The sequence below is a fragment of the Pseudofrankia sp. DC12 genome (assembly GCF_000966285.1).
Lineage (GTDB): Bacteria > Actinomycetota > Actinomycetes > Frankiales > Frankiaceae > Pseudofrankia.
In genome coordinates this window covers 4,328,647-4,348,480 of the sequence record NZ_KQ031391.1, presented here as the reverse complement: position 1 = coordinate 4,348,480, position 19,834 = coordinate 4,328,647, and the positions used below count along the sequence as shown (strand labels likewise).

At 68.6% G+C, this 19,834-nt stretch carries 26 protein-coding genes; 1 reads left to right on the top strand and 25 read right to left on the bottom strand.

The window, feature by feature from the left end; genetic code table 11:
* Position 1: 1 nt before the first annotated feature.
* From rpmD to rpsL, 24 genes are all read right to left on the bottom strand, one after another.
* Entirely contained in the window at positions 2-184 is a 183-nt protein-coding gene (rpmD, locus tag FRADC12_RS17535; protein ID WP_045877462.1) for a 50S ribosomal protein L30, read from the bottom strand.
* Positions 184-795 (bottom strand): 30S ribosomal protein S5, encoded by a 612-nt coding sequence (gene rpsE, locus FRADC12_RS17530; protein ID WP_045877461.1) that lies wholly within the window; start codon positions 793-795, stop codon positions 184-186. Before rpsE ends, rpmD begins: the two co-directional genes overlap by 1 nt.
* A 26-nt stretch (positions 796-821) precedes the next feature.
* Positions 822-1,196 carry a 50S ribosomal protein L18 gene (gene rplR, locus FRADC12_RS17525; RefSeq protein ID WP_045877460.1) on the bottom strand — a complete coding sequence of 125 codons (375 nt, stop codon included), beginning with the start codon at positions 1,194-1,196 and terminating at the stop codon, positions 822-824.
* 10 nt (positions 1,197-1,206) lie between these two features.
* Positions 1,207-1,743, bottom strand: a complete 537-nt coding sequence (gene rplF, locus FRADC12_RS17520) for a 50S ribosomal protein L6 (RefSeq protein WP_045877459.1) — start codon at positions 1,741-1,743, stop codon at positions 1,207-1,209.
* 11 nt (positions 1,744-1,754) lie between these two features.
* Positions 1,755-2,159, bottom strand: a complete 405-nt coding sequence (gene rpsH, locus FRADC12_RS17515) for a 30S ribosomal protein S8 (RefSeq protein WP_045877458.1) — start codon at positions 2,157-2,159, stop codon at positions 1,755-1,757.
* A gap of 75 nt (positions 2,160-2,234) precedes the next feature.
* The gene (locus FRADC12_RS17510) at positions 2,235-2,420 is read right to left on the bottom strand and encodes a type Z 30S ribosomal protein S14 (protein ID WP_013427314.1); all 186 of its coding nucleotides are present in this window, start codon (positions 2,418-2,420) and stop codon (positions 2,235-2,237) included.
* A 4-nt stretch (positions 2,421-2,424) separates the two neighbouring features.
* Positions 2,425-2,994, bottom strand: a complete 570-nt coding sequence (gene rplE / locus FRADC12_RS17505; RefSeq protein ID WP_045877457.1) for a 50S ribosomal protein L5 — start codon at positions 2,992-2,994, stop codon at positions 2,425-2,427.
* 14 nt (positions 2,995-3,008) lie between these two features.
* A complete protein-coding gene (gene rplX / locus FRADC12_RS17500) occupies positions 3,009-3,335 on the bottom strand; it encodes a 50S ribosomal protein L24 (protein WP_157488907.1) in 327 nt (108 codons plus the stop codon).
* Between the two features lie 3 nt (positions 3,336-3,338).
* Positions 3,339-3,707, bottom strand: coding sequence for a 50S ribosomal protein L14 (gene rplN, locus FRADC12_RS17495; RefSeq protein WP_013427317.1), 369 nt, complete (start codon positions 3,705-3,707; stop codon positions 3,339-3,341).
* Positions 3,708-3,830: 123 nt separating this feature from the next.
* The gene (gene rpsQ, locus FRADC12_RS17490; protein WP_045877456.1) at positions 3,831-4,118 is read right to left on the bottom strand and encodes a 30S ribosomal protein S17; all 288 of its coding nucleotides are present in this window, start codon (positions 4,116-4,118) and stop codon (positions 3,831-3,833) included.
* Positions 4,119-4,120: 2 nt separating this feature from the next.
* Positions 4,121-4,369, bottom strand: coding sequence for a 50S ribosomal protein L29 (gene rpmC, locus FRADC12_RS17485; RefSeq protein ID WP_045877455.1), 249 nt, complete (start codon positions 4,367-4,369; stop codon positions 4,121-4,123).
* Complete coding sequence (gene rplP, locus FRADC12_RS17480; protein ID WP_013427320.1) at positions 4,369-4,785, bottom strand: 50S ribosomal protein L16; 417 nt, start codon at positions 4,783-4,785, stop codon at positions 4,369-4,371. The genes rpmC and rplP overlap by 1 nt, the downstream gene beginning before the upstream one ends.
* 4 nt (positions 4,786-4,789) lie before the next feature.
* Positions 4,790-5,740: a 30S ribosomal protein S3 gene (rpsC, locus tag FRADC12_RS17475; protein WP_045877454.1), complete on the bottom strand. Its 951-nt coding sequence runs from the start codon at positions 5,738-5,740 to the stop codon at positions 4,790-4,792.
* Positions 5,740-6,156: a 50S ribosomal protein L22 gene (gene rplV / locus FRADC12_RS17470; protein ID WP_045877453.1), complete on the bottom strand. Its 417-nt coding sequence runs from the start codon at positions 6,154-6,156 to the stop codon at positions 5,740-5,742. The genes rpsC and rplV overlap by 1 nt, the downstream gene beginning before the upstream one ends.
* Positions 6,149-6,430 carry a 30S ribosomal protein S19 gene (gene rpsS, locus FRADC12_RS17465; RefSeq protein WP_013427323.1) on the bottom strand — a complete coding sequence of 94 codons (282 nt, stop codon included), beginning with the start codon at positions 6,428-6,430 and terminating at the stop codon, positions 6,149-6,151. The genes rplV and rpsS overlap by 8 nt, the downstream gene beginning before the upstream one ends.
* A gap of 93 nt (positions 6,431-6,523) precedes the next feature.
* On the bottom strand, positions 6,524-7,357 hold the full coding sequence (gene rplB / locus FRADC12_RS17460; protein ID WP_013427324.1) for a 50S ribosomal protein L2: 834 nt from the start codon (positions 7,355-7,357) through the stop codon (positions 6,524-6,526).
* 18 nt (positions 7,358-7,375) lie between these two features.
* Complete coding sequence (gene rplW, locus FRADC12_RS17455; RefSeq protein WP_045877452.1) at positions 7,376-7,672, bottom strand: 50S ribosomal protein L23; 297 nt, start codon at positions 7,670-7,672, stop codon at positions 7,376-7,378.
* Positions 7,669-8,367: a 50S ribosomal protein L4 gene (gene rplD / locus FRADC12_RS17450; RefSeq protein WP_045879758.1), complete on the bottom strand. Its 699-nt coding sequence runs from the start codon at positions 8,365-8,367 to the stop codon at positions 7,669-7,671. The genes rplW and rplD overlap by 4 nt, the downstream gene beginning before the upstream one ends.
* Before the next feature lie 5 nt (positions 8,368-8,372).
* Positions 8,373-9,071, bottom strand: a complete 699-nt coding sequence (gene rplC, locus FRADC12_RS17445; RefSeq protein WP_045877451.1) for a 50S ribosomal protein L3 — start codon at positions 9,069-9,071, stop codon at positions 8,373-8,375.
* Positions 9,072-9,089: 18 nt separating this feature from the next.
* Complete coding sequence (rpsJ, locus tag FRADC12_RS17440) at positions 9,090-9,398, bottom strand: 30S ribosomal protein S10 (protein WP_007514815.1); 309 nt, start codon at positions 9,396-9,398, stop codon at positions 9,090-9,092.
* A 210-nt stretch (positions 9,399-9,608) separates the two neighbouring features.
* A complete protein-coding gene (tuf, locus tag FRADC12_RS17435; protein WP_045877450.1) occupies positions 9,609-10,802 on the bottom strand; it encodes an elongation factor Tu in 1,194 nt (397 codons plus the stop codon).
* A 106-nt stretch (positions 10,803-10,908) separates the two neighbouring features.
* A complete protein-coding gene (fusA, locus tag FRADC12_RS17430; protein WP_045877449.1) occupies positions 10,909-13,002 on the bottom strand; it encodes an elongation factor G in 2,094 nt (697 codons plus the stop codon).
* Positions 13,003-13,008: 6 nt separating this feature from the next.
* A complete protein-coding gene (gene rpsG, locus FRADC12_RS17425) occupies positions 13,009-13,479 on the bottom strand; it encodes a 30S ribosomal protein S7 (protein ID WP_007514811.1) in 471 nt (156 codons plus the stop codon).
* Positions 13,479-13,853 (bottom strand): 30S ribosomal protein S12, encoded by a 375-nt coding sequence (gene rpsL, locus FRADC12_RS17420; RefSeq protein WP_007514810.1) that lies wholly within the window; start codon positions 13,851-13,853, stop codon positions 13,479-13,481. Before rpsL ends, rpsG begins: the two co-directional genes overlap by 1 nt.
* A 930-nt stretch (positions 13,854-14,783) precedes the next feature.
* Here rpsL and mug point away from each other — a divergent pair.
* Entirely contained in the window at positions 14,784-15,416 is a 633-nt protein-coding gene (gene mug / locus FRADC12_RS17415) for a G/U mismatch-specific DNA glycosylase (RefSeq protein WP_045877448.1), read from the top strand.
* A gap of 430 nt (positions 15,417-15,846) precedes the next feature.
* Here the strand turns inward: mug and FRADC12_RS17410 are convergent, their stop codons facing one another.
* A complete protein-coding gene (locus FRADC12_RS17410) occupies positions 15,847-19,740 on the bottom strand; it encodes a DNA-directed RNA polymerase subunit beta' (RefSeq protein ID WP_045877447.1) in 3,894 nt (1,297 codons plus the stop codon).
* Positions 19,741-19,834 lie beyond the last annotated feature (94 nt).

Genomic DNA, 19,834 nt, shown 5'->3' with positions numbered 1-19,834 from the left:
CTCAGTTCACTTCCTCGACCGTCACCAGGTGCGCCACGGTCCGGATCATGCCCCGGATCTGCTGGTTGTCCTCGCGCACGGTAGACGCGTTGATCTTCCGCAGGCCCAGCGTCTTCAGCGTCGCCCGCTGGTTGTGGGTGCCGCCGATCGGGGACCTGACCTGGGTGATGCGCAGCGAGGCCATCACACACCAGCCCCGGCGGCGGCCCGCGCCCGCAGCATCGCGGGCGGGGCGACGTCCTCCAGCGGCAGGCCGCGGCGCGCCGCGATCTCCTCGGGACGAGTCAGCCCGCGCAGCGCGGCCACGGTCGCGTGCACGATGTTGATCGGGTTGGACGAGCCGAGCGACTTCGACAGCACGTCGTGAACGCCCGCGCACTCCAGCACGGCGCGCACCGGGCCGCCGGCGATGACACCGGTACCCGGGGAAGCCGGCTTCAGCAGCACGACGCCGGCCGCGGCCTCGCCCTGGATCGGGTGCGGGATCGTCGAGCCGATCCGCGGCACCTTGAAGAAGTGCTTCTTGGCCTCCTCGACGCCCTTGGCGATCGCCGCGGGCACCTCCTTGGCCTTGCCGTAGCCGACGCCGACGGTGCCGTCCGCATCGCCGACCACGACGAGCGCGGTGAAGCTGAACCGACGGCCACCCTTGACGACCTTGGCCACGCGGTTGATGGCGACGACGCGCTCGACGTAGGCGTTCTTCTCCTGCGCCGGGCCGCCACCTGAGCGGTCCCGGCGCTCACGGCGGTCGGAGCCGCCGGCGCCGCCGCCACGGCGCTGCTGGCCTGGCATCTAGAACATCTCCTTAGTCATGGTCATCAGAACTCCAGCCCCGCCTCGCGGGCCGCGTCGGCCAGCGCCGCGATCCGGCCGTGGTAGGTACGCCCACCCCGGTCGAAGACGACGGTGGACAGCCCGGCGGCCTTCGCGCGCTCGGCGACCAGCTTGCCGACCTCACGGGCCAGCGCGGTCTTGTCGCCGTCTGCCGTACGCAGCGAGGCGTCCAGCGTCGAGGCGGCGGCGAGGGTGTGACCGGCGACGTCGTCGATGACCTGCGCGTAGATGTGCCGCGAGGAGCGGGTGACGACGAGCCGCGGACGGATCGGGGTGCCGGTGACCCGCTTGCGGACCCGGGCGTGGCGGCGGAGCCGGGAGATCCGGCGCCGGGAACTGGCGGTGAGGCTCACAGCCATGATCTATCTCCTACTTCCCGGTCTTCCCGACCTTGCGGCGGACGACCTCGCCCTGGTACCGCACGCCCTTGCCCTTGTACGGGTCGGGCTTGCGCAGGCCACGGATCTTGGCTGAGACCTCGCCGACCAGCTGCTTGTCGATGCCGTGGACGACGAAACGGGTCGGGGCCTGCACCTCGAACCGAATGCCCTCCGGTGCCTTCACGGGCACCGGGTGGCTGAAACCGAGCGCGAACTCCAGGTCGGAGCCCTTGGCCTGCACGCGGTAACCGACGCCGACGATCTCCAGCGTCTTCGAGTAGCCGGTGGTGACGCCGATGACCATGTTGGAGACCAGCGTCCGGGTCAGGCCGTGCAGCGCACGCGAGTTGCGCTCGTCGTCGGGGCGGGCGACCACGATCTGGCCCTCTTCCTGGGCGATCGTGATCGGCGCGGCGACGGTGTGCGAGAGGGTGCCCTTCGGGCCCTTGACGGTCACCTGCTGGCCGTCGAGAGAGACCTCGACGCCGCTCGGCACCGGAATCGGCAGACGGCCGATGCGAGACATATCGGGACCCCCTACCAGACGTAGGCGAGGACTTCCCCGCCCACCTTCCGCTTGCCGGCCTGCCGGTCGGTCAGCAGGCCCGACGACGTGGAGATGATCGCCACGCCCAGGCCGCCGAGCACCTTCGGCAGGTTGGTCGACTTCGCGTAGACCCGCAGACCGGGCTTGCTGATGCGCTTCACGCCGGCGATCGAGCGCTCCCGGTTGGGGCCGTACTTGAGGTCGACGATCAGGTTCTTGCCGGGCCCGGTCTCGGGCTCCTCAACGTGCCAGCCAAGGATGTAGCCCTCCTGCTGGAGGATCTCGGCGACGTGAACCTTGATCTTGCTGTGCGGCATCACCACCCGGTCGTGGTACGCCCGGTTGGCGTTGCGGATACGCGTGAGCATGTCCGCAATCGGATCGGTCATCGTCATTGGTTGACGCCTTCCTCACGGGGGTTCCCGCGCCCAAGGGCCGGGCCTACCGCGACTGGGTGGTGAAAGGTCCTACTACCAGCTGCTCTTGGTGATGCCGGGCAGCTCGCCGCGGTGCGCCATCTGCCGCAGGCAGATCCGGCACAGCCCGAACACTCGGTACACCGAGCGCGGGCGACCGCACCGCTGACAGCGGGTGTAGCCGCGGACCGCGTACTTCGGCTTGCTGGCGGCCTTCTCGATCAGAGCCTTCTTCGCCATGCTTCTAGTTCTCCCGGAACGGGAAGCCCAGCGCACGCAGCAGCGCCCGGCCCTCGTCGTCAGTCGTCGCGGTGGTGACGACAGTGATGTCCATGCCGCGCACCCGGTCGATCCTGTCGATGTCGATCTCGTGGAAGATCGACTGCTCGGTCACGCCGAACGTGTAGTTGCCGCGACCGTCGAACTGCTTGGGCGACAGGCCACGGAAGTCCCGGATGCGGGGCAGCGCGATCGAGACGAGCCGGTCGAGGAACTCCCACATCCGGTCGCCGCGCAGGGTCACCTTCGCGCCGATCGGCATGCCCTCGCGGAGCTTGAACTGCGCGATGGACTTCGTCGCCCGCCGGACGGCCGGCTTCTGGCCGGTGATGGCGGCCAGGTCCTTCAGCGCACCGTCGATGAGCTTGGCGTCGCGGGCCGCGTCGCCGACACCCATGTTCACGACGACCTTCACGACGCCCGGGATCTGCATGACGTTCGCGTAGCCGAACTGCTCACGCAGGCCTGCCGCGATCTCCTCGCGGTAGCGCTGCTTGAGCCGCGGCACCGCCGGGGCCTCAGTAGTCACAGTCATTTGGATTCCGATCCCTACAACTCGGCGCCGGTACGGCGCGAGATCCGCACCTTGGTACCGTCCTCGTTGATCTTGTATCCGACGCGGGTCGGCTTCCCGTCGCTCGGGTCCACGATCGCCACGTTGCTGACGTGGATCGGAGCCTCCTGGGTGACGATGCCACCCGACTGCGAACCACGGGTCGTGGTCTGGACGCGGGTGTGCCGGGTGACCCGGTTCGCGCCCTCGACGACGACCTTCCGCTCGTCGGGGATGGCACGGATGACCTTCCCCTTGAGACCGCGGTCCTTGCCCGAGATGACCTGGACCGTGTCGCCCTTCTTGATCTTCATACCGGCCACGGTCTAAAGCACCTCCGGCGCCAGCGAAATAATCTTCATGAACTTCTTGTCCCGCAGCTCCCGGCCGACCGGCCCGAAGATACGGGTGCCCCGGGGGTCGCCACCGTCACGGATGAGCACGGCCGCGTTCTCGTCGAACCGGATGTAGGAGCCGTCCGGCCGCCGGCGCTCCTTGGTGGTGCGCACCACGACCGCCTTCACCACGTCGCCGCGCTTCACGCCGGCGCCGGGCAGGGCGTCCTTCACCGTGCCGACGATGATGTCGCCGATCCCCGCGTACCGACGACCCGAGCCGCCGAGAACCCGGATGCACAGGATCTCCCGCGCGCCCGTGTTGTCGGCGACCCTAAGGCGCGTCTCCTGCTGAATCACTTCTAGCTCCTGACCCGCTTGCGGCGAATTTCCCAATCTCACCGTTGAAGCCGCCGCATCGGGAGGCTTCGCCCATCAACCCCGGCCGGCCTGCCGCTTGCACGGCAGGCCCCGGGACACTTGCTACTTCGCCTTCTCCAGGACGCGGACGACGCGCCAGCGCTTGGTGGCCGACAGCGGGCGGGTCTCCATCAGGAGGACCCGGTCGCCGACGCCGCAAGCGCTTTCCTCGTCGTGCGCCTTGATCTTCTTCGTCCGGCGGATCGTCTTGCCGTAGAGCGGGTGCTGGACCCGGTCCTCCACCGCGACGACGACCGTCTTCTGCATCTTGTCGCTGACGACCAGGCCCTCGCGGACCTTGCGGAAGCCGCGCTCGGCGGCACCCGTCTCGGTCGTGGTCTCGTCTGCCATGGTCACTCGCTCCCCAGTTCAGCCGGGCCGGCCGCCGGGTCGACGGTGAGGCCGAGCTCGCGCTCCCGCATCACCGTGTAGATCCGGGCGATCTCGTGCTTGACGGCCCGCAGCCGCCGATTGTTGGAGAGCTGGCCGGTCGCGTTCTGGAACCGGAGGTTGAACAGCTCCTCCTTGGCCTCGCGGAGCTTGTCCACCAGGTCAGCGCCGGACAGCGCGCGCAGCTCGTCCGCGGAGGTCGCGGTAGCCATCACGCACCACCTTCACGGGTCACGAACCGGCACTTCATCGGGAGCTTGTGGATCGCGCGGCGCATGGCCTCGCGAGCCACCGGCTCGGCCACGCCCGACAGCTCGAACATGATCCGGCCTGGCTTGACGTTCGCCACCCACCACTCGGGCGAGCCCTTACCGGAACCCATCCGGGTCTCGGCCGGCTTCTTGGTCAGCGGACGGTCCGGGTAGATGTTGATCCAGACCTTGCCACCGCGTCGGATGTGCCGGGTCATGGCGATACGAGCCGACTCGATCTGCCGGTTCGTGACGTAGGCCGGCTCAAGCGCCTGAATCGCGAACTCGCCGAAGGCGATCCTCGTCCCGCCCTTGGCGGCACCGGTCCGCTTGGGGTGGTGCTGCTTGCGGTGCGCGACCTTACGAGGGATAAGCATTGTCCTACTCCTCCGCCTTCTCCCGCGCGGCCGTCTCGACGGCGGCCGGCGTCGGCGACACGTCCGGGGTCACGACCGCCGCGGCGGTCGTCTCCGGCGCGGCGGTCGTCTCCGGCGCGGCGGTGGCCTCGACCTCGGCGGGCGCCTCGACAGCCGCCGCCTGGGACTTCCCGCCCCGACGCTCGCCACGCTCGCGCGCGGCCGCGGCGCGGCCGGCCTCGGTGCCACCCGTCGTCGTCCCGGACGAGCCAGAGCGCGGCCCACGGCGCGCGGGGCGCTCCCGGCGGTGCTGACGGGTCAGCGCCTCCTGGGCCTCGCGCTCGGCACGGCTCTGCACCACGTCGCCCTTGTAGATCCAGACCTTCACGCCGATCCGGCCGAAGGTCGTGCGGGCCTCGTAGAAGCCGTAGTCGATGTCCGCCCGCAGGGTGTGCAGCGGCACCCGGCCCTCGCGGTAGAACTCCGACCGGCTCATCTCGGCGCCGCCCAGACGTCCGGAACACTGCACCCGGATGCCCTTCGCGCCGCCCTTCATCGCGGTCTGCATGGCCTTGCGCATCGCGCGACGGAAGCTGACCCGGCTGGAGAGCTGCTCGGCCACGCCCTGCGCGACGAGCTGCGCGTCCACCTCGGGGTTCTTGACCTCGAGGATGTTCAGCTGGACCTGCTTGCCGGTCAGCTTCTCGAGGTCGCCGCGGATGCGGTCGGCCTCCGCGCCGCGGCGGCCGATGACAATGCCCGGCCGGGCGGTGTGGATGTCGACCCGCAGGCGGCCCTGGGTGCGCTCGATGTCGACCCGGCTGATCCCGGCCCGCTCCATGCCCTTGGACATCATCTTGCGGATCTTGACGTCCTCGCCGACATACGCCTTGTACTGCTTGTCGGCGTACCAGCGAGACGTGAACTCCGACGTGATGCCCAGTCGGAACCCGTGCGGGTTTACCTTCTGCCCCACTACCGGGCCCTCCTGTTGCTCTTGGCGCCATCCGCGGCCGGAGCCACGCTCTCCACCACGATCGTGATGTGGCTGGTCCGCTTGCGGATGCGGTAGGCGCGGCCCTGCGCGCGCGGACGAATCCGCTTCAGCGTCGGGCCCTCGTCCACGTAGGCCTCGCCGATGAACAGCGTGTCCGGGTCGAGGCCGTGGTTGTTCTCGGCGTTCGCGATGGCGCTGTGCACGACCTTGTAGACGTCGGTGCTGGCGGACTGCGGCGCGAACGTGAGGATGTCGAGCGCCTCCTTGGCGTTACGGCCGCGGACGAGGTCCACGACACGACGCGCCTTGGTCGGCGAGATCCGGACGTAGCGGGCCGTGGCCTTCGCGCCGGGCAGGCCGGTCCTGGTCAGGCCGTCGACGAGATCGTCAGCCACGGCGTGACCTCCGGTCTTCCTTCACGTGGCCCCGGAAGGTCCGAGTCGGGGCGAACTCCCCGAGCTTGTGACCGACCATGCCCTCCGTGATGAACACCGGCACATGCTTGCGGCCGTCATGCACCGCGATGGTGTGGCCCAGCATGTCCGGAATGATCGTCGAGCGCCGCGACCACGTCTTGATGACGTGCTTGGTGCCCTTCTCGTTCTGCACGTCCACCTTCTTGAGCAGGTGGTCGTCGACGAACGGGCCCTTCTTCAGGCTGCGTGGCATTGTGTCTCCTCCTCCCTGCTCAGTGGTTTCCGGCAGCCGCGCGAGAGCGGCTCTCAGCTACGACATCGGCGGCAAGAGCGGCCGCAGTCGCGCTCACCGGCGCTTCGCCTTCTTGCGGTTGCTCACGATGAGCTTGTCGCTGGCCTTGCGGGTGGCCCTGGTCCGGCCCTCGGGACGGCCCTTCGGGTTCACCGGGTGGCGACCACCGGAGGTCTTGCCCTCACCACCGCCGTGCGGGTGGTCGACCGGGTTCATGGCGACACCACGAACGGTCGGGCGACGGCCCTTCCAGCGCATCCGGCCGGCCTTGCCCCAGTTGATGTTGCTCTGCTCCGCGTTGCCGACCTCGCCGACCGTCGCACGGCAGCGGACGTCGACCTTGCGCATCTCACCGGACGGCATCCGCAGCTGGGCGTACGGGCCGTCCTTCGCGACGAGCTGGACGCTCACGCCGGCGCTACGGGCGATCTTGGCACCGCCGCCGGGCCGCAGCTCGACGTTGTGGATCACGGTACCGGTCGGGATGTTGCGCAGCGGCAGCGCGTTGCCCGGCTTGATGTCCGCGCCCACACCCGAGCTGACCGTGTCACCCTGCTTGAGCTTCACCGGGGCGACGATGTACCGCTTCTCGCCGTCCGCGTAGTGCAGCAGCGCGATCCGGGCGGTGCGGTTCGGGTCGTACTCGATGTGCGCGACCTTGGCCGGCACGCCGTCCTTGTCCCGACGGAAGTCGATGACGCGGTAGGCACGCTTGTGGCCGCCACCCTGGTGGCGGGTGGTGATCCGGCCGTGCGCGTTGCGACCGCCCTTGGAATGCAGCGGACGGACAAGCGACTTCTCCGGGTGGTCTCGCGTGATCTCGGCGAAGTCGGCCACGCTCGAGCCGCGGCGCCCCGGAGTGGTGGGCTTGTAACGACGAATTCCCATGACTAATCCAGCTCTCCGTTACGCGCCCGGGCCACCGAAGATCTCGATGGAGTCGCCGGGGGCCAGGCTGACCATGGCGCGCTTGGTGGCCTTGCGCTGGCCCCAGCCGTACTTGGTCCGCTTCCGCTTGCCGGCCCGGTTGATGGTGTTGACGCTCAGCACCCGGACATTGAAGATCTGCTGGATAGCGATCTTGATCTGGGTCTTGTTCGCGTCCGGGCGGACGACGAACGTGTAGACGTTCTCGTCCAGCAGGCCGTAGCTCTTCTCCGAGACGACCGGCTTCAGGATGATGTCCCGCGGGTCGGGGATCACTGCTCCGCCTCCTGGGCCTTGCCGCGGCCGACGAACGAGGCGAGGGCGCCCTGGGTGAAGACGACGTCGTCGCTGATCATTACGTCGTAGGTGTTCAGCTGGCCCGGGTCGAGCAGGTGCACCGTCGAGACGTTGCGCAGGCTCTTCCAGGTCAGCTCGTCGGTGCGCTCGACGACGACCAGCACGCGCCGGCTGTTCGCGATCTCCAGCAGCGCGCTGAGCGCGGCCTTCGTCGACGGCGTGTCGCCGTCCACGAACGAGGAGACGACGTGCACCCGGTTGTTGCGGGCCCGGTCCGACAGGGCACCGCGCAGGGCGGCGGCCTTCATCTTCTTCGGGGTCCGCTGGTCGTAGTTGCGCGGCGTCGGGCCGTGCACCGTGCCACCGCCGGCGAACTGCGGGGCCCGCAGGGAGCCCTGCCGCGCGCGGCCGGTGCCCTTCTGCCGGTACGGCTTCTTGCCACCGCCGCGAACCTCGCCGCGAGTCTTGGTGTCGTGGGTGCCCTGGCGGGCCGCGGCCTGCTGGGCCACGACGACCTGGTGGATCAGCGGGACGTTCACCTGAACGTCGAAGATCTCGCCAGGGAGCTCCGCGGTGCCACCCTCACCACCCGCCGGGGCGTGGACCGTGACGGTCCGCGCCTCGCCGACGGGGGCCTTACGAAACCGGGCCCGCTCGTGGCCATCCTTGGTAATGGTGCTCACGCCGACACCTCAGCCTTCTGGGCGTCCGACGGAGCGAAGTCGGCCGGCGCCGGGCGCTTGGCGGCGCTGCGCACGAAGACCAGCCCGCCGTCCACACCGGGAACCGCGCCCTTGATCAGCAGCAGGCCCCGCTCGGCGTCGACCGCGTGCACGGTCAGGCCAGGCACGGTGACCCGCACGTTGCCCATGCGGCCCGCCATCCGCAGGCCCTTGAAGACCCGGCCCGGAGTGGCGCAACCGCCGACCGAGCCCGGCGAGCGGTGCTTGCGCTCGACGCCGTGACCGGCGCCCAGGCCCTTGAAGCCGTGCCGCTTCATCACACCCGCGAAGCCCTTGCCCTTCGAGGTGCCCGTCACGTCGACAACGGTTCCGGCCTCGAAGACCGAGCCGTCGAGCTGCAGGCCCGCGGAGTAGTTGCCCGCGTCGGCGGTCCGCAGCTCGGCCAGGTGGCGGCGCGGGGTCACGCCGGCGGTCGCGAAGTGGCCCCGGGTCGGCTTGTTGGTCTTCCGCGGGTCGATCTCTCCGTAGCCCAGCTGCACGGCCGAGTATCCGTCGTTGTCCGGGGTCTTCACCTGGGTCACGACGTTCGGGCCGGCCTGGATAACGGTGATCGGTACGACGCGGTTGTTCGCGTCCCAGACCTGGGTCATCCCGAGCTTCGTGCCCAGGAGTCCCCTGTAGTTTCGGTTGAGCATGGCTGCGCCCGGCCCCTCTTACAGCTTGATCTCGATGTCGACGCCGGCGGGGAGGTCGAGACGCATAAGCGAGTCGACCGTCTTCGGCGTCGGGTCAAGGATGTCAATGAGCCGCTTGTGCGTGCGCATCTCGAAATGCTCGCGGCTGTCCTTGTACTTGTGCGGCGACCGGATAACGCAGTAGATGTTCTTCTCCGTCGGCAGCGGCACCGGACCCGCGACCTGCGCCCCGGTCCGCGTCACGGTCTCGACGATCTTACGCGCCGAGCTGTCGATGACCTCGTGGTCATAGGCCTTGAGCCGGATGCGGATCTTCTGTGCCGCCATGGTGGGCTTCGCCTGTCCTGTCTGTCTCGTCACCCGGGGTACCGCGACCGGGCTCCGGGGTTCCACCGGTAACCGGGCGTACCGCTTCTTCTTCGCTCTTCGCCCGGACGTTCCGGTTTCGGAGCTCAAACACCTCAGCCAGCAGTTGCCATCGGGCGGCGGGCGCGGCGCCCATTCGCAGGACGCCGCGACCCGCCGCCCGAATCCGTACTACTTGAGAACCTTGACGACCTGGCCGGCGCCGACGGTACGGCCACCCTCACGGATGGCGAACCGCAGGCCCTCCTCCATGGCGATCGGCTGGATCAGCTCGACCGTCATCTCGGTGTTGTCGCCCGGCATGACCATCTCGGTGCCCTCGGGGAGGGTCACGACGCCGGTCACGTCGGTCGTCCGGAAGTAGAACTGCGGACGGTAGTTGTTGAAGAACGGCGTGTGGCGGCCGCCTTCGTCCTTGTTCAGGATGTAGACGCGGGCCTCGAAGTTGGTGTGCGGCGTGATGCTCTTCGGCTTCACGACGACCTGGCCGCGCTCGACGTCCTCACGCTTGATGCCGCGCAGGAGCAGACCGACGTTGTCACCGGCCTGGCCCTGGTCGAGCAGCTTGCGGAACATCTCGACACCCGTGACCGTGGTGGTCTGGGTCTCGTTCTTGATGCCGACGATCTCGACGGTCTCCGACACCTTGACGATGCCGCGCTCGATTCGACCGGTGACGACGGTGCCACGACCGGTGATCGTGAAGACGTCCTCGATCGGCATCAGGAACGGCCGCTCGATGTCACGCACCGGCTCCGGGATCGACGCGTCGACCGCGGCCATCAGCTCGAGGAGCTTCGCGCCCCACTCCTTGTCGCCCTCAAGGGCCTTCAGAGCGGAGACACGGATGACCGGAACGTCGTCACCCGGGAACTCGTACTGGCTGAGCAGCTCGCGAACCTCGAGCTCGACGAGCTCCAGGATCTCCTCGTCGTCGACCATGTCGGCCTTGTTCAGAGCGACGACGATGTACGGCACGCCGACCTGACGAGCGAGCAGCACGTGCTCCTTCGTCTGGGGCATCGGGCCGTCGGTCGCCGACACGACCAGGATCGCGCCGTCCATCTGCGCGGCACCGGTGATCATGTTCTTGATGTAGTCGGCGTGACCCGGGCAGTCGACGTGCGCGTAGTGCCGGGCGTCCGTCTGGTATTCGACGTGCGCGATGGAGATGGTGATACCGCGGGCCTTCTCCTCGGGCGCCTTGTCGATCTGGTCGAACGGGGTGAACGGGTTCAGGTCCGGGTGGGCGTCGTGCAGGACCTTCGTGATCGCCGCCGTCAGCGTGGTCTTGCCATGGTCGATGTGACCGATGGTGCCAATGTTGACGTGCGGTTTGGTCCGCTCGAACTTCTGCTTCGCCACGGGTGTCCCTCCAAGGACGGGTGGTGTCGTGCTGTGCTTCGTCTTGTTCCGGGGGTCCGGGGGCCGTTCCCCCGGGAAGGCATTGCGTTTGGCGGGACGGACCCGTCTATTCGCCCCGAGCCTTCGCGATGATTTCCTTCGCGACGTTGTTCGGGACCTCGGCGTAGGAGTCGAACTGCATGGAGTAGTTCGCCCGGCCCGAGGTCTTCGACCGCAGGTCGCCGACGTAGCCGAACATCTCCGACAGCGGCACCAGCGCCCGGACGATCCGGGAGCCGCCGCGCTCGTCCATCGCCTGGATCTGACCGCGCCGCGAGTTCAGGTCACCGATGACGTCACCCATGTAGTCCTCGGGCGTCGTCACCTCGACCGACATCATCGGCTCGAGCAGCACCGGGTCGGCCTTGCGGGCCGCTTCCTTGAACGCCATCGAACCGGCGATCTTGAAAGCGAGCTCGGACGAGTCGACGTCGTGGTACTGGCCGTCCTGCAGGGTGACCTTGACGTCGACCAGCGGGTAGCCGGCGAGCACGCCGAACTCCATGGCCTCCTGGCAGCCCGCGTCCACCGAGGGGATGTACTCCTTGGGGATGCGGCCGCCGGTGACCTTGTTCGAGAACTCGTAGCCGCCGCCGTCGCCGCCGGAAGGCTCCAGGTCGATGATCACCCGCGCGTACTGACCAGAACCGCCGGTCTGCTTCTTGTGGGTGTAGTCGATCTTCTCCACCTTGCGACGGATGGTCTCTCGGTAGGCGACCTGCGGCCGACCGACGTTGGCGTCGACCGAGAACTCGCGCTTCATCCGGTCGACGAGGATCTCCAGGTGAAGCTCACCCATTCCGGAGATGACGGTCTGGCCGGTCTCCTCGTCGGTGCGGACCTGGAAGGTCGGGTCCTCCTCGGCGAGCCGCTGGATCGCGGTGCCCAGCTTCTGCTGGTCGGCCTTCGTCTTCGGCTCGATCGCGACGTGGATGACGGGGGCAGGGAACGTCATCGACTCGAGCACGACCGGAGCGTTCGGGTCGCAGAGCGTGTCACCGGTGGTGGTGTTCTTCAGCCCCTGCACCGCGACGATCTGACCGGCGCCGACGCCTTCCCGGTCCTCCCGGTGGTTGGCGTGCATCTGGAGGATGCGGCCGATCCGCTCCTTGCGGTCCTTGGTGGAGTTGAGCGCCGCGGACCCAGCGGTGATCTTGCCCGAGTACACCCGGATGTAGGTCAGCTTGCCCATGAACGGGTCGGACATGATCTTGAAGGCCAGCGCGGAGAACGGCTCGTCCTCGCTCGGGGCCCGCCTGACCTCGACCTCTTCGTTGCCCGGCTTGTGGCCGACAGTCACACCGATGTCGATCGGGCTCGGCAGGAAGTCGACGACGGCGTCGAGCATGGGCTGGACACCCTTGTTCTTGAACGCCGTGCCGCACATCACCGGGTTGATCGCGCTGGCGAGCGTGGCCCGCCGGATGGCCGCGATCAGTTCCTCGACGGTCGGCTCCTCGCCCTCGAGGTACTTCTCCATGAGCGCGTCGTCGTTCTCGGCGACGGTCTCAAGGAGCTTGTCGCGCCATTCCTGCGCGGCCTCCTCGTGGTCGCGCGGGATGTCGACGACGTCGTAGGAGGCGCCCTTGTCCTCGGAGTGCCAGACCAGGCCCTTCATCCGGATCAGGTCGATGACACCCTTGAAGTCGGACTCGACTCCCCAGGGCAGCTGGATGACGGCCGGCGTCGCGTCGAGCCGGTCGATCATCATCTCGACGCAGCGGTGGAACTCCGCGCCAACCCGGTCCATCTTGTTGACGAAGGCGATCCGCGGCACGTTGTACCGGTCGGCCTGGCGCCACACGGTCTCGCTCTGCGGCTCGACGCCGGCCACCGCGTCGAACACGGCCACGGCGCCGTCGAGGACCCGCAGCGACCGCTCCACCTCGACGGTGAAGTCGACGTGGCCCGGCGTGTCGATGATGTTGATGGTGTGGTCGCGCCACACGCAGGTCGTGGCAGCGGAGGTGATGGTGATCCCCCGCTCCTGCTCCTGCTCCATCCAGTCCATCGTGGCGCCACCCTCGTGGACTTCACCGATCTTGTAGTTCACACCGGTGTAGTAGAGGATGCGCTCGGTCGTCGTGGTCTTGCCCGCGTCGATGTGGGCCATGATCCCGATGTTTCGGGTACTGGCCAGGGCGGCACGTACATCAGCCATGACAGATCACCAGCGGTAGTGGGCGAAGGCCTTGTTGGACTCGGCCATCTTGTGGGTGTCCTCCCGGCGCTTCACGCTCGCGCCGAGACCGTTGCTCGCGTCGATCAGCTCGTTCATGAGCCGCTCGGTCATCGTCTTCTCCCGGCGGCCACGCGAGTAGGCGACCAGCCAGCGCAGCGCCAGCGTGGTGCTGCGGCCGGCGCGGACCTCGATCGGCACCTGGTACGTGGCGCCACCTACCCGGCGGCTGCGCACCTCCAGCGTCGGCTTGACGTTGTCCAGCGCCCGCTTGAGCGTGACCACGGGGTCGTTGCCGGTCTTCTCGCGGGCGCCCTCGAGCGCGCCGTAGACGATCCGCTCGGCGATCGACTTCTTGCCGCTCATCAGCACCTTGTTGACCAGAGAGGTCACCAGCGGCGACCCGTACACCGGGTCGACGACGACAGCGTGCTTGGGAGCGGGCCCCTTGCGTGGCATTAGCCCTTCTCCTTCTTCGCTCCGTAGCGGCTACGAGCCTGCTTGCGGTTGCGGACACCCTGCGTGTCCAGCGCCCCGCGAACGATCTTGTAGCGAACGCCCGGAAGGTCCTTCACTCGCCCGCCGCGCACCAGGACCATCGAGTGCTCCTGGAGGTTGTGACCCACACCCGGGATGTACGCGGTGACCTCGATCCCGCTGGAAAGCCGGACACGCGCGACCTTGCGCAGCGCCGAGTTCGGCTTCTTGGGCGTGGTCGTGTAGACGCGAGTGCACACGCCACGGCGCTGCGGGCTCCCCTTGAGAGCCGGGGTCTTGGTCTTCTCGACCTTGTCCTGCCGGCCCTTCCGGACCAGCTGCTGGATCGTGGGCAACGCCGCTCCCGTTCTTCGTCCTTCTCGTGGTGCCGTTGTCCCCCGTGGTCCGGGGGTCCGAGGGTCGCCCCCCGGGGAAGATCTCTAGCCCCGGAGCTGGCCGAAGTCAGCTACCGGGTGGCCCGCATCGTGTTCCGCCGACCCACGCGGTCGGGCGTGTCGCGCCCGCCAGCACCTACCGGCCTTGGCCGATCAGTCCCAGGGGGAGCGCGCCCGCCCGCTCATCGACCGCCCCACCCACCGCCAGGCCCCGCCTGAAGGCGGGTCTCGGGATGAGACGGGCAAAGACAGTCGCCGACGGCGGTCAGACTTGACACATGCTCACCGCTGGTACACCCGGGGATACCCAGAGGGTCACCCGCGTTCCGGCGGCTTGCCTGATCCAACCCGAGCAGACTCGCCCGACCTAGATCATCGTCACAAGTGTACCCCGACGCTGCTCTGCAACAGCGTCCAGGCTTACCCGACTCGCCACAGCGCCAGCAGACCGAATCGCGTCTAGGCGCAGGACACACGCCGGAGCCATGCGGACTCCGGCCACAGGACGCAACATTACTCCACGCCCACGTCAAGTGTCGAACCGGGTCTCCTTTGCGCCCACGGCCTGTCGGCCGCCCGCCGAGCGCTACCGGAGTTCTGGCGTCCCGCCTCCCGCGCGGACCCGTCCCGGTCGTTCGTCGTCGTTGACGTGTCGTGTGCTGGCTATGGGGCCAGCTGTCCCGTTGCGTTGGAACCGTTGTACCGGCTCCACATCTCGCCCATGTTGCGCCGGCTTCTCAAGTCGTCGGGTTACCGCGTGACTGACATACCCGGCCTGCGCGGCCCATTGTGCTGCTCTGCCAGGCTGAGCGCAGGCAAAACGCCAAGTTGGCGCGAACCGAGAACCTGGGGTGACTCGACGCCTTCCGGTTCACGACCATGGGAGCACGCATGGTGACCACAGGTCCCACCAGGACCTCCCAAATCGGCGTCGCCAATGCCGGCGGAAGCCCGGCCCCTGGCTCGGCCGCCGACCCGAGGCGGAAGCCGTCCCGCGCGGATCTGCAGGCCGCCTACGGCCGCGCCGTCCCCGATCTGATCGCGCCCGGACTGAAGGTCCTGATCTGTGGGATCAACCCGTCGCTGGCGGCCGGCGCGACCGGGTTCCACTTCGGCGGCACCGCGAACCGGCTATGGGCGACGCTGCACCAGGCCGGGTTCACCGACCGCCAGCTACACCCGTCCGAGACCGGCGAGCTGCTCGCCCGCGACATCGGAATCACCAACATCGTGAACCGCGCCACCGCCCGGGCGGACGAGATCAGCGACGACGAGATCCGCGCCGGTGTGGGCCGCCTGACCGCGCTCGTGGACCAGTATCAGCCCGGTTGGCTGGCCTTCCTCGGCCTGGGCGCCTACCGGATCGCGTTCGGCCAGAAGAAGGCGACAGTCGGCCGCCAGCCCGACCACCTCGGGCCCGTCGGCGTCTGGCTGCTGCCGAACCCCAGCGGCCTCAACGCCCACTACTCACTCCCGGCCCTCGTCGAGGCCTACCGCGAGCTTCACGACGCCGCCTACGCCTAGGCCCAGCGCCCCGGCCACGAGCCCCTGCCCACCGAGTCATCCCTTGTGGTCGTGGATTCCGGCCATCACCCGGCCACCAGGTATGAGTCCGCCACCAGCTCCAACGCCAGCCAGTGTCGCGCGGGACCGAGGCAGGCTCCACGCCCACCCACAACCAGTCCTACGTCGTGGCCGTGGATCACGGACGAATCCCAGCCACGACGTAGGACCAAGCCGGGCCAAGCCGCCCAGTCGAGCCAGGTCCCAATGCAAACGGCGGGCCCCCATTACGGGACACCCGCCGTTCACCTACGAGCGCGAGGTACCGACCCTGGACACGGCCGGCCCCCGACCTACACCCACACCCCGATCCAGCGCTGGCAAGGGCGCCCAGCGCCCGAGCCGGCGCAGCGGCCGGCGGGCGCTCCGCGCCCGTTCCGGCCGCTACGCCTTACCGGTAGTCGCGGCTGCCGAAGTCGTACTCGTCGAGCGGGACGGCCTGGCCGCTGCCGGTGCCGAAGGCGCCGAACTCGACCGTGCCGCCGTCCTCGAAGCCGCCGACCGTGTACATCTGGGCCCGCGCCTCCTCGGTCGGCTCGACCCGGATGTTGCGGTACCGGGTGATGCCGGTACCAGCCGGGATGAGCTTGCCGATGATGACGTTCTCCTTCAGGCCGACCAACGAGTCCGACCGGGCGTTGATCGCCGCGTCGGTGAGCACCCGGGTGGTCTCCTGGAAGGAAGCCGCCGACAGCCACGACTCGGTGGCCAGCGACGCCTTGGTGATGCCCATCAGCACGGGCCGGGCGGACGCCGGCTGGCCGCTGGCCTCGACGACGCGCCGGTTCTCACCCTCGAACCTCGCCCGCTCGACCAGCTCACCGGGCAGCAGCGTCGTCTCACCCGACTCCAGCACGTTCACCCGCTTGAGCATCTGACGGATGATGATCTCGATGTGCTTGTCGTGGATCGACACACCCTGCGACCGGTACACCTCCTGCACCTGGTCGACGAGGTGCAGCTGCACCTGGCGCGGGCCGAGGATGCGCAGCACCTCGTGCGGGTCGACGGCACCGTCGATGAGCTGGGTGCCCACCTCGATGTGCTCGCCCTCCGTGACCCGCAGGCGGGACCGCCGCGGCACCGGGTAGGGCATCTCCTCCGAGCCGTCGTCGGGGACGACGACGACCTTGAGGGTCTTGTCCGTCTCCTCGATCTTGACTCGGCCGACGACCTCGCTGATCGGCGCCTTGCCCTTGGGGCTGCGGGCCTCGAAGAGCTCGACGACACGCGGCAGACCCTGGGTGATGTCGTCACCGGCGACACCACCCGCGTGGAAGGTACGCATGGTCAGCTGGGTGCCCGGCTCACCGATCGACTGGGCGGCCACGATGCCGACCGCCTCGCCGACGTCGACCAGCTTGCCGGTCGCGAGCGACCGGCCGTAGCACTGGGCGCACACGCCGCGGCGGGATTCGCAGGTCAGCGCCGAGCGGACCCGGACCGTCTCGATCCCGGCCTCGAGCAGCTGGCCGATCACGACGTCGCCGAGGTCGGCGCCGGCCGGGACGATGACCTCGCCCGTCCCGTCGACCGCGTCCTGGGCCAGCGTCCGCGCGTACGCGGAGGTCTCCGCGTACCGGTCGCGGACGAGCACGCCGGTCCGGGCGTCCTTGGTGGCGATCCGGGTGGAGACGCCGCGCTCGGTGCCGCAGTCGTCGTCCCGGACGATGACGTCCTGGCTGACGTCGACGAGCCGGCGGGTCAGGTAGCCGGAGTCGGCGGTCCGCAGCGCGGTGTCGGCCAGGCCCTTACGGGCACCGTGCGTGGAGATGAAGTACTCCAGCACGGACAGGCCCTCGCGGAAGTTCGCCTTGATCGGCCGCGGGATGATCTCGCCCTTCGGGTTCGAGACCAGGCCACGCATGCCGGCGAGCTGCCGGATCTGCATCATGTTCCCGGCGGCGCCCGAGTTGACCAGCGTCGCGACCGGGTTCGTCAGCGGGAAGTTCTCCTCCATCGCCTTCGCGACCTCGCTGGTCGCGTTGGTCCAGATCTGGACCAGCTCGCTGCGGCGCTCGTCGTCCGACAGGAAGCCGCGCTCGAACTGCTTCTGGACCTTTTCCGCCAGGTCCTCGAACTTGGCGAGGATCTGGCCCTTGTTCGGCGGCGCGATGACGTCCTCGATCGCGACGGTGACACCGGACCGGGTGGCCCAGTAGAAACCGGCGCTCTTGAGGGCGTCCAGGGTCGCGGCGACCTGGGCCTTCGGGTACCGCTCGGCCAGGTCGTTGACGATCGCGGCCTGGTCGCGCTTGTGCAGCATCTCGTTGATGAACGGGTAGCCCTCGGGCAGCGCCTCGTTCAGCAGGCAGCGGCCGAACGTCGTCTCCAGGGTGAACGGGTCGCCCGGGATCCAGTCCGCCGGCGCCTCCCAGCCGGTCGGCGGCGTGTGGTCACGCAGCCGGACCTTGATCAGCGACTGCAGCCCGACCTCCCGAGCGTCGTACGCCATCTGCACCTCGGCGACGCTGGAGAACGACCGGCCCTCACCGAGCCCGCTGCCCTCGGCCAGCCGGGACAGGTGGTACACCCCGGTGACCATGTCGAGGCTCGGCATGGCCAGCGGCCGGCCGGACGCGGGCGAGAGGATGTTGTTGCTGGACAGCATCAGGATCCGGGCCTCGGCCTGCGCCTCGGCGGACAGCGGCAGGTGGACCGCCATCTGGTCGCCGTCGAAGTCCGCGTTGAACGCGGTGCAGACCAGCGGGTGGATCTGGATCGCCTTGCCCTCGACCAGCTGCGGCTCGAACGCCTGGATGCCGAGCCGGTGCAGGGTCGGCGCCCGGTTCAGCAGCACGGGGTGCTCGGTGATGACCTCTTCGAGCACGTCCCAGACGACCGGCCGCGCGCGCTCCACCATCCGCTTGGCGGACTTGATGTTCTGCGCGTGGTTGAGGTCGACCAGCCGCTTCATGACGAACGGCTTGAACAGCTCCAGCGCCATCTGCTTGGGCAGGCCGCACTGGTGCAGCTTGAGCTGCGGGCCGACGACGATGACCGAACGGCCCGAGTAGTCGACGCGCTTGCCGAGCAGGTTCTGGCGGAACCGGCCCTGCTTGCCCTTGAGCATGTCCGACAGCGACTTCAGCGGGCGGTTACCGGGACCGGTGACCGGGCGGCCGCGGCGGCCGTTGTCGAACAGCGCGTCGACGGCCTCCTGCAGCATCCGCTTCTCGTTGTTGACGATGATCTCGGGCGCGCCGAGGTCCAGCAGCCTCTTCAGCCGGTTGTTCCGGTTGATGACGCGCCGGTACAGGTCGTTCAGGTCGGACGTGGCGAACCGGCCGCCGTCGAGCTGCACCATCGGGCGCAGGTCCGGCGGGATGACCGGGACGCAGTCCAGCACCATCCCCATCGGGGAGTTGCGAGTGTTCAGGAAAGCCGAGACGACCTTGAGCCGCTTGAGCGCGCGGGCCTTCTTCTGGCCCTTGCCGGTGCGGATGGTCTCCCGCAGCGACTCGGCCTCGGCGCTCAGGTCGAAGTCGGCCAGGCGGCGCTGCAGCGCCTCGGCGCCCATGCCGCCGTCGAAGTACTGGCCGAACCGGTCGCGCAGCTCGCGGTAGAGCAGCTCGTCCGGCTCCAGGTCCTGGACCTTCATGCTCTTGAACCGGTCGAAGACACGGTCCAGATCGTCGATCTTGCGCTGGGCGCGGTCGCGGATCTGGCGCATCTCGCGCTCGGCCGACTCACGCACCTTGCGGCGCGCGTCGCCCTTGGCACCCTCGGCCTCGAGCTGGGCGATGTCCGTCTCCAGCTTGCGCTGGCGAGCCTCGACGTCGGCGTTCTTACGGTCCTCCATGCCCTGCTTCTCGACGCCGATACGGGCCTCGAGGGTCGGCAGGTCACGGTGACGCCCGTCGACGTCGACCTTTGTGATCATGTAGGCGGCGAAGTAGATGACCTTCTCAAGGTCCTTCGGCGCCAGGTCCAGCAGGTAGCCGAGCCGGCTCGGCACACCCTTGAAGTACCAGATGTGCGTGACGGGCGCGGCCAGCTCGATGTGGCCCATCCGCTCGCGGCGCACCTTCGCGCGGGTCACCTCGACGCCGCAGCGCTCACAGATGATGCCCTTGAACCGGACCCGCTTGTACTTACCGCAGTAGCACTCCCAGTCCCGGGTCGGACCGAAGATCTTCTCGCAGAAGAGCCCGTCCTTCTCCGGCTTCAGGGTGCGGTAGTTGATGGTCTCCGGCTTCTTGACCTCGCCGTGCGACCACTGGCGGATGTCGTCCGCGGTGGCCAGGCCGATGCGCAGCTCGTCGAAGAAGTTGACGTCCAGCAAGACTGTCGCCTGCTCTCTCTTTCTCGTGTCGGACGCTCAGTCGGTGTGTGGGCCGGACCGGCCCGCCCGCGGGTTACGGGCGGGCCGGTCGGCC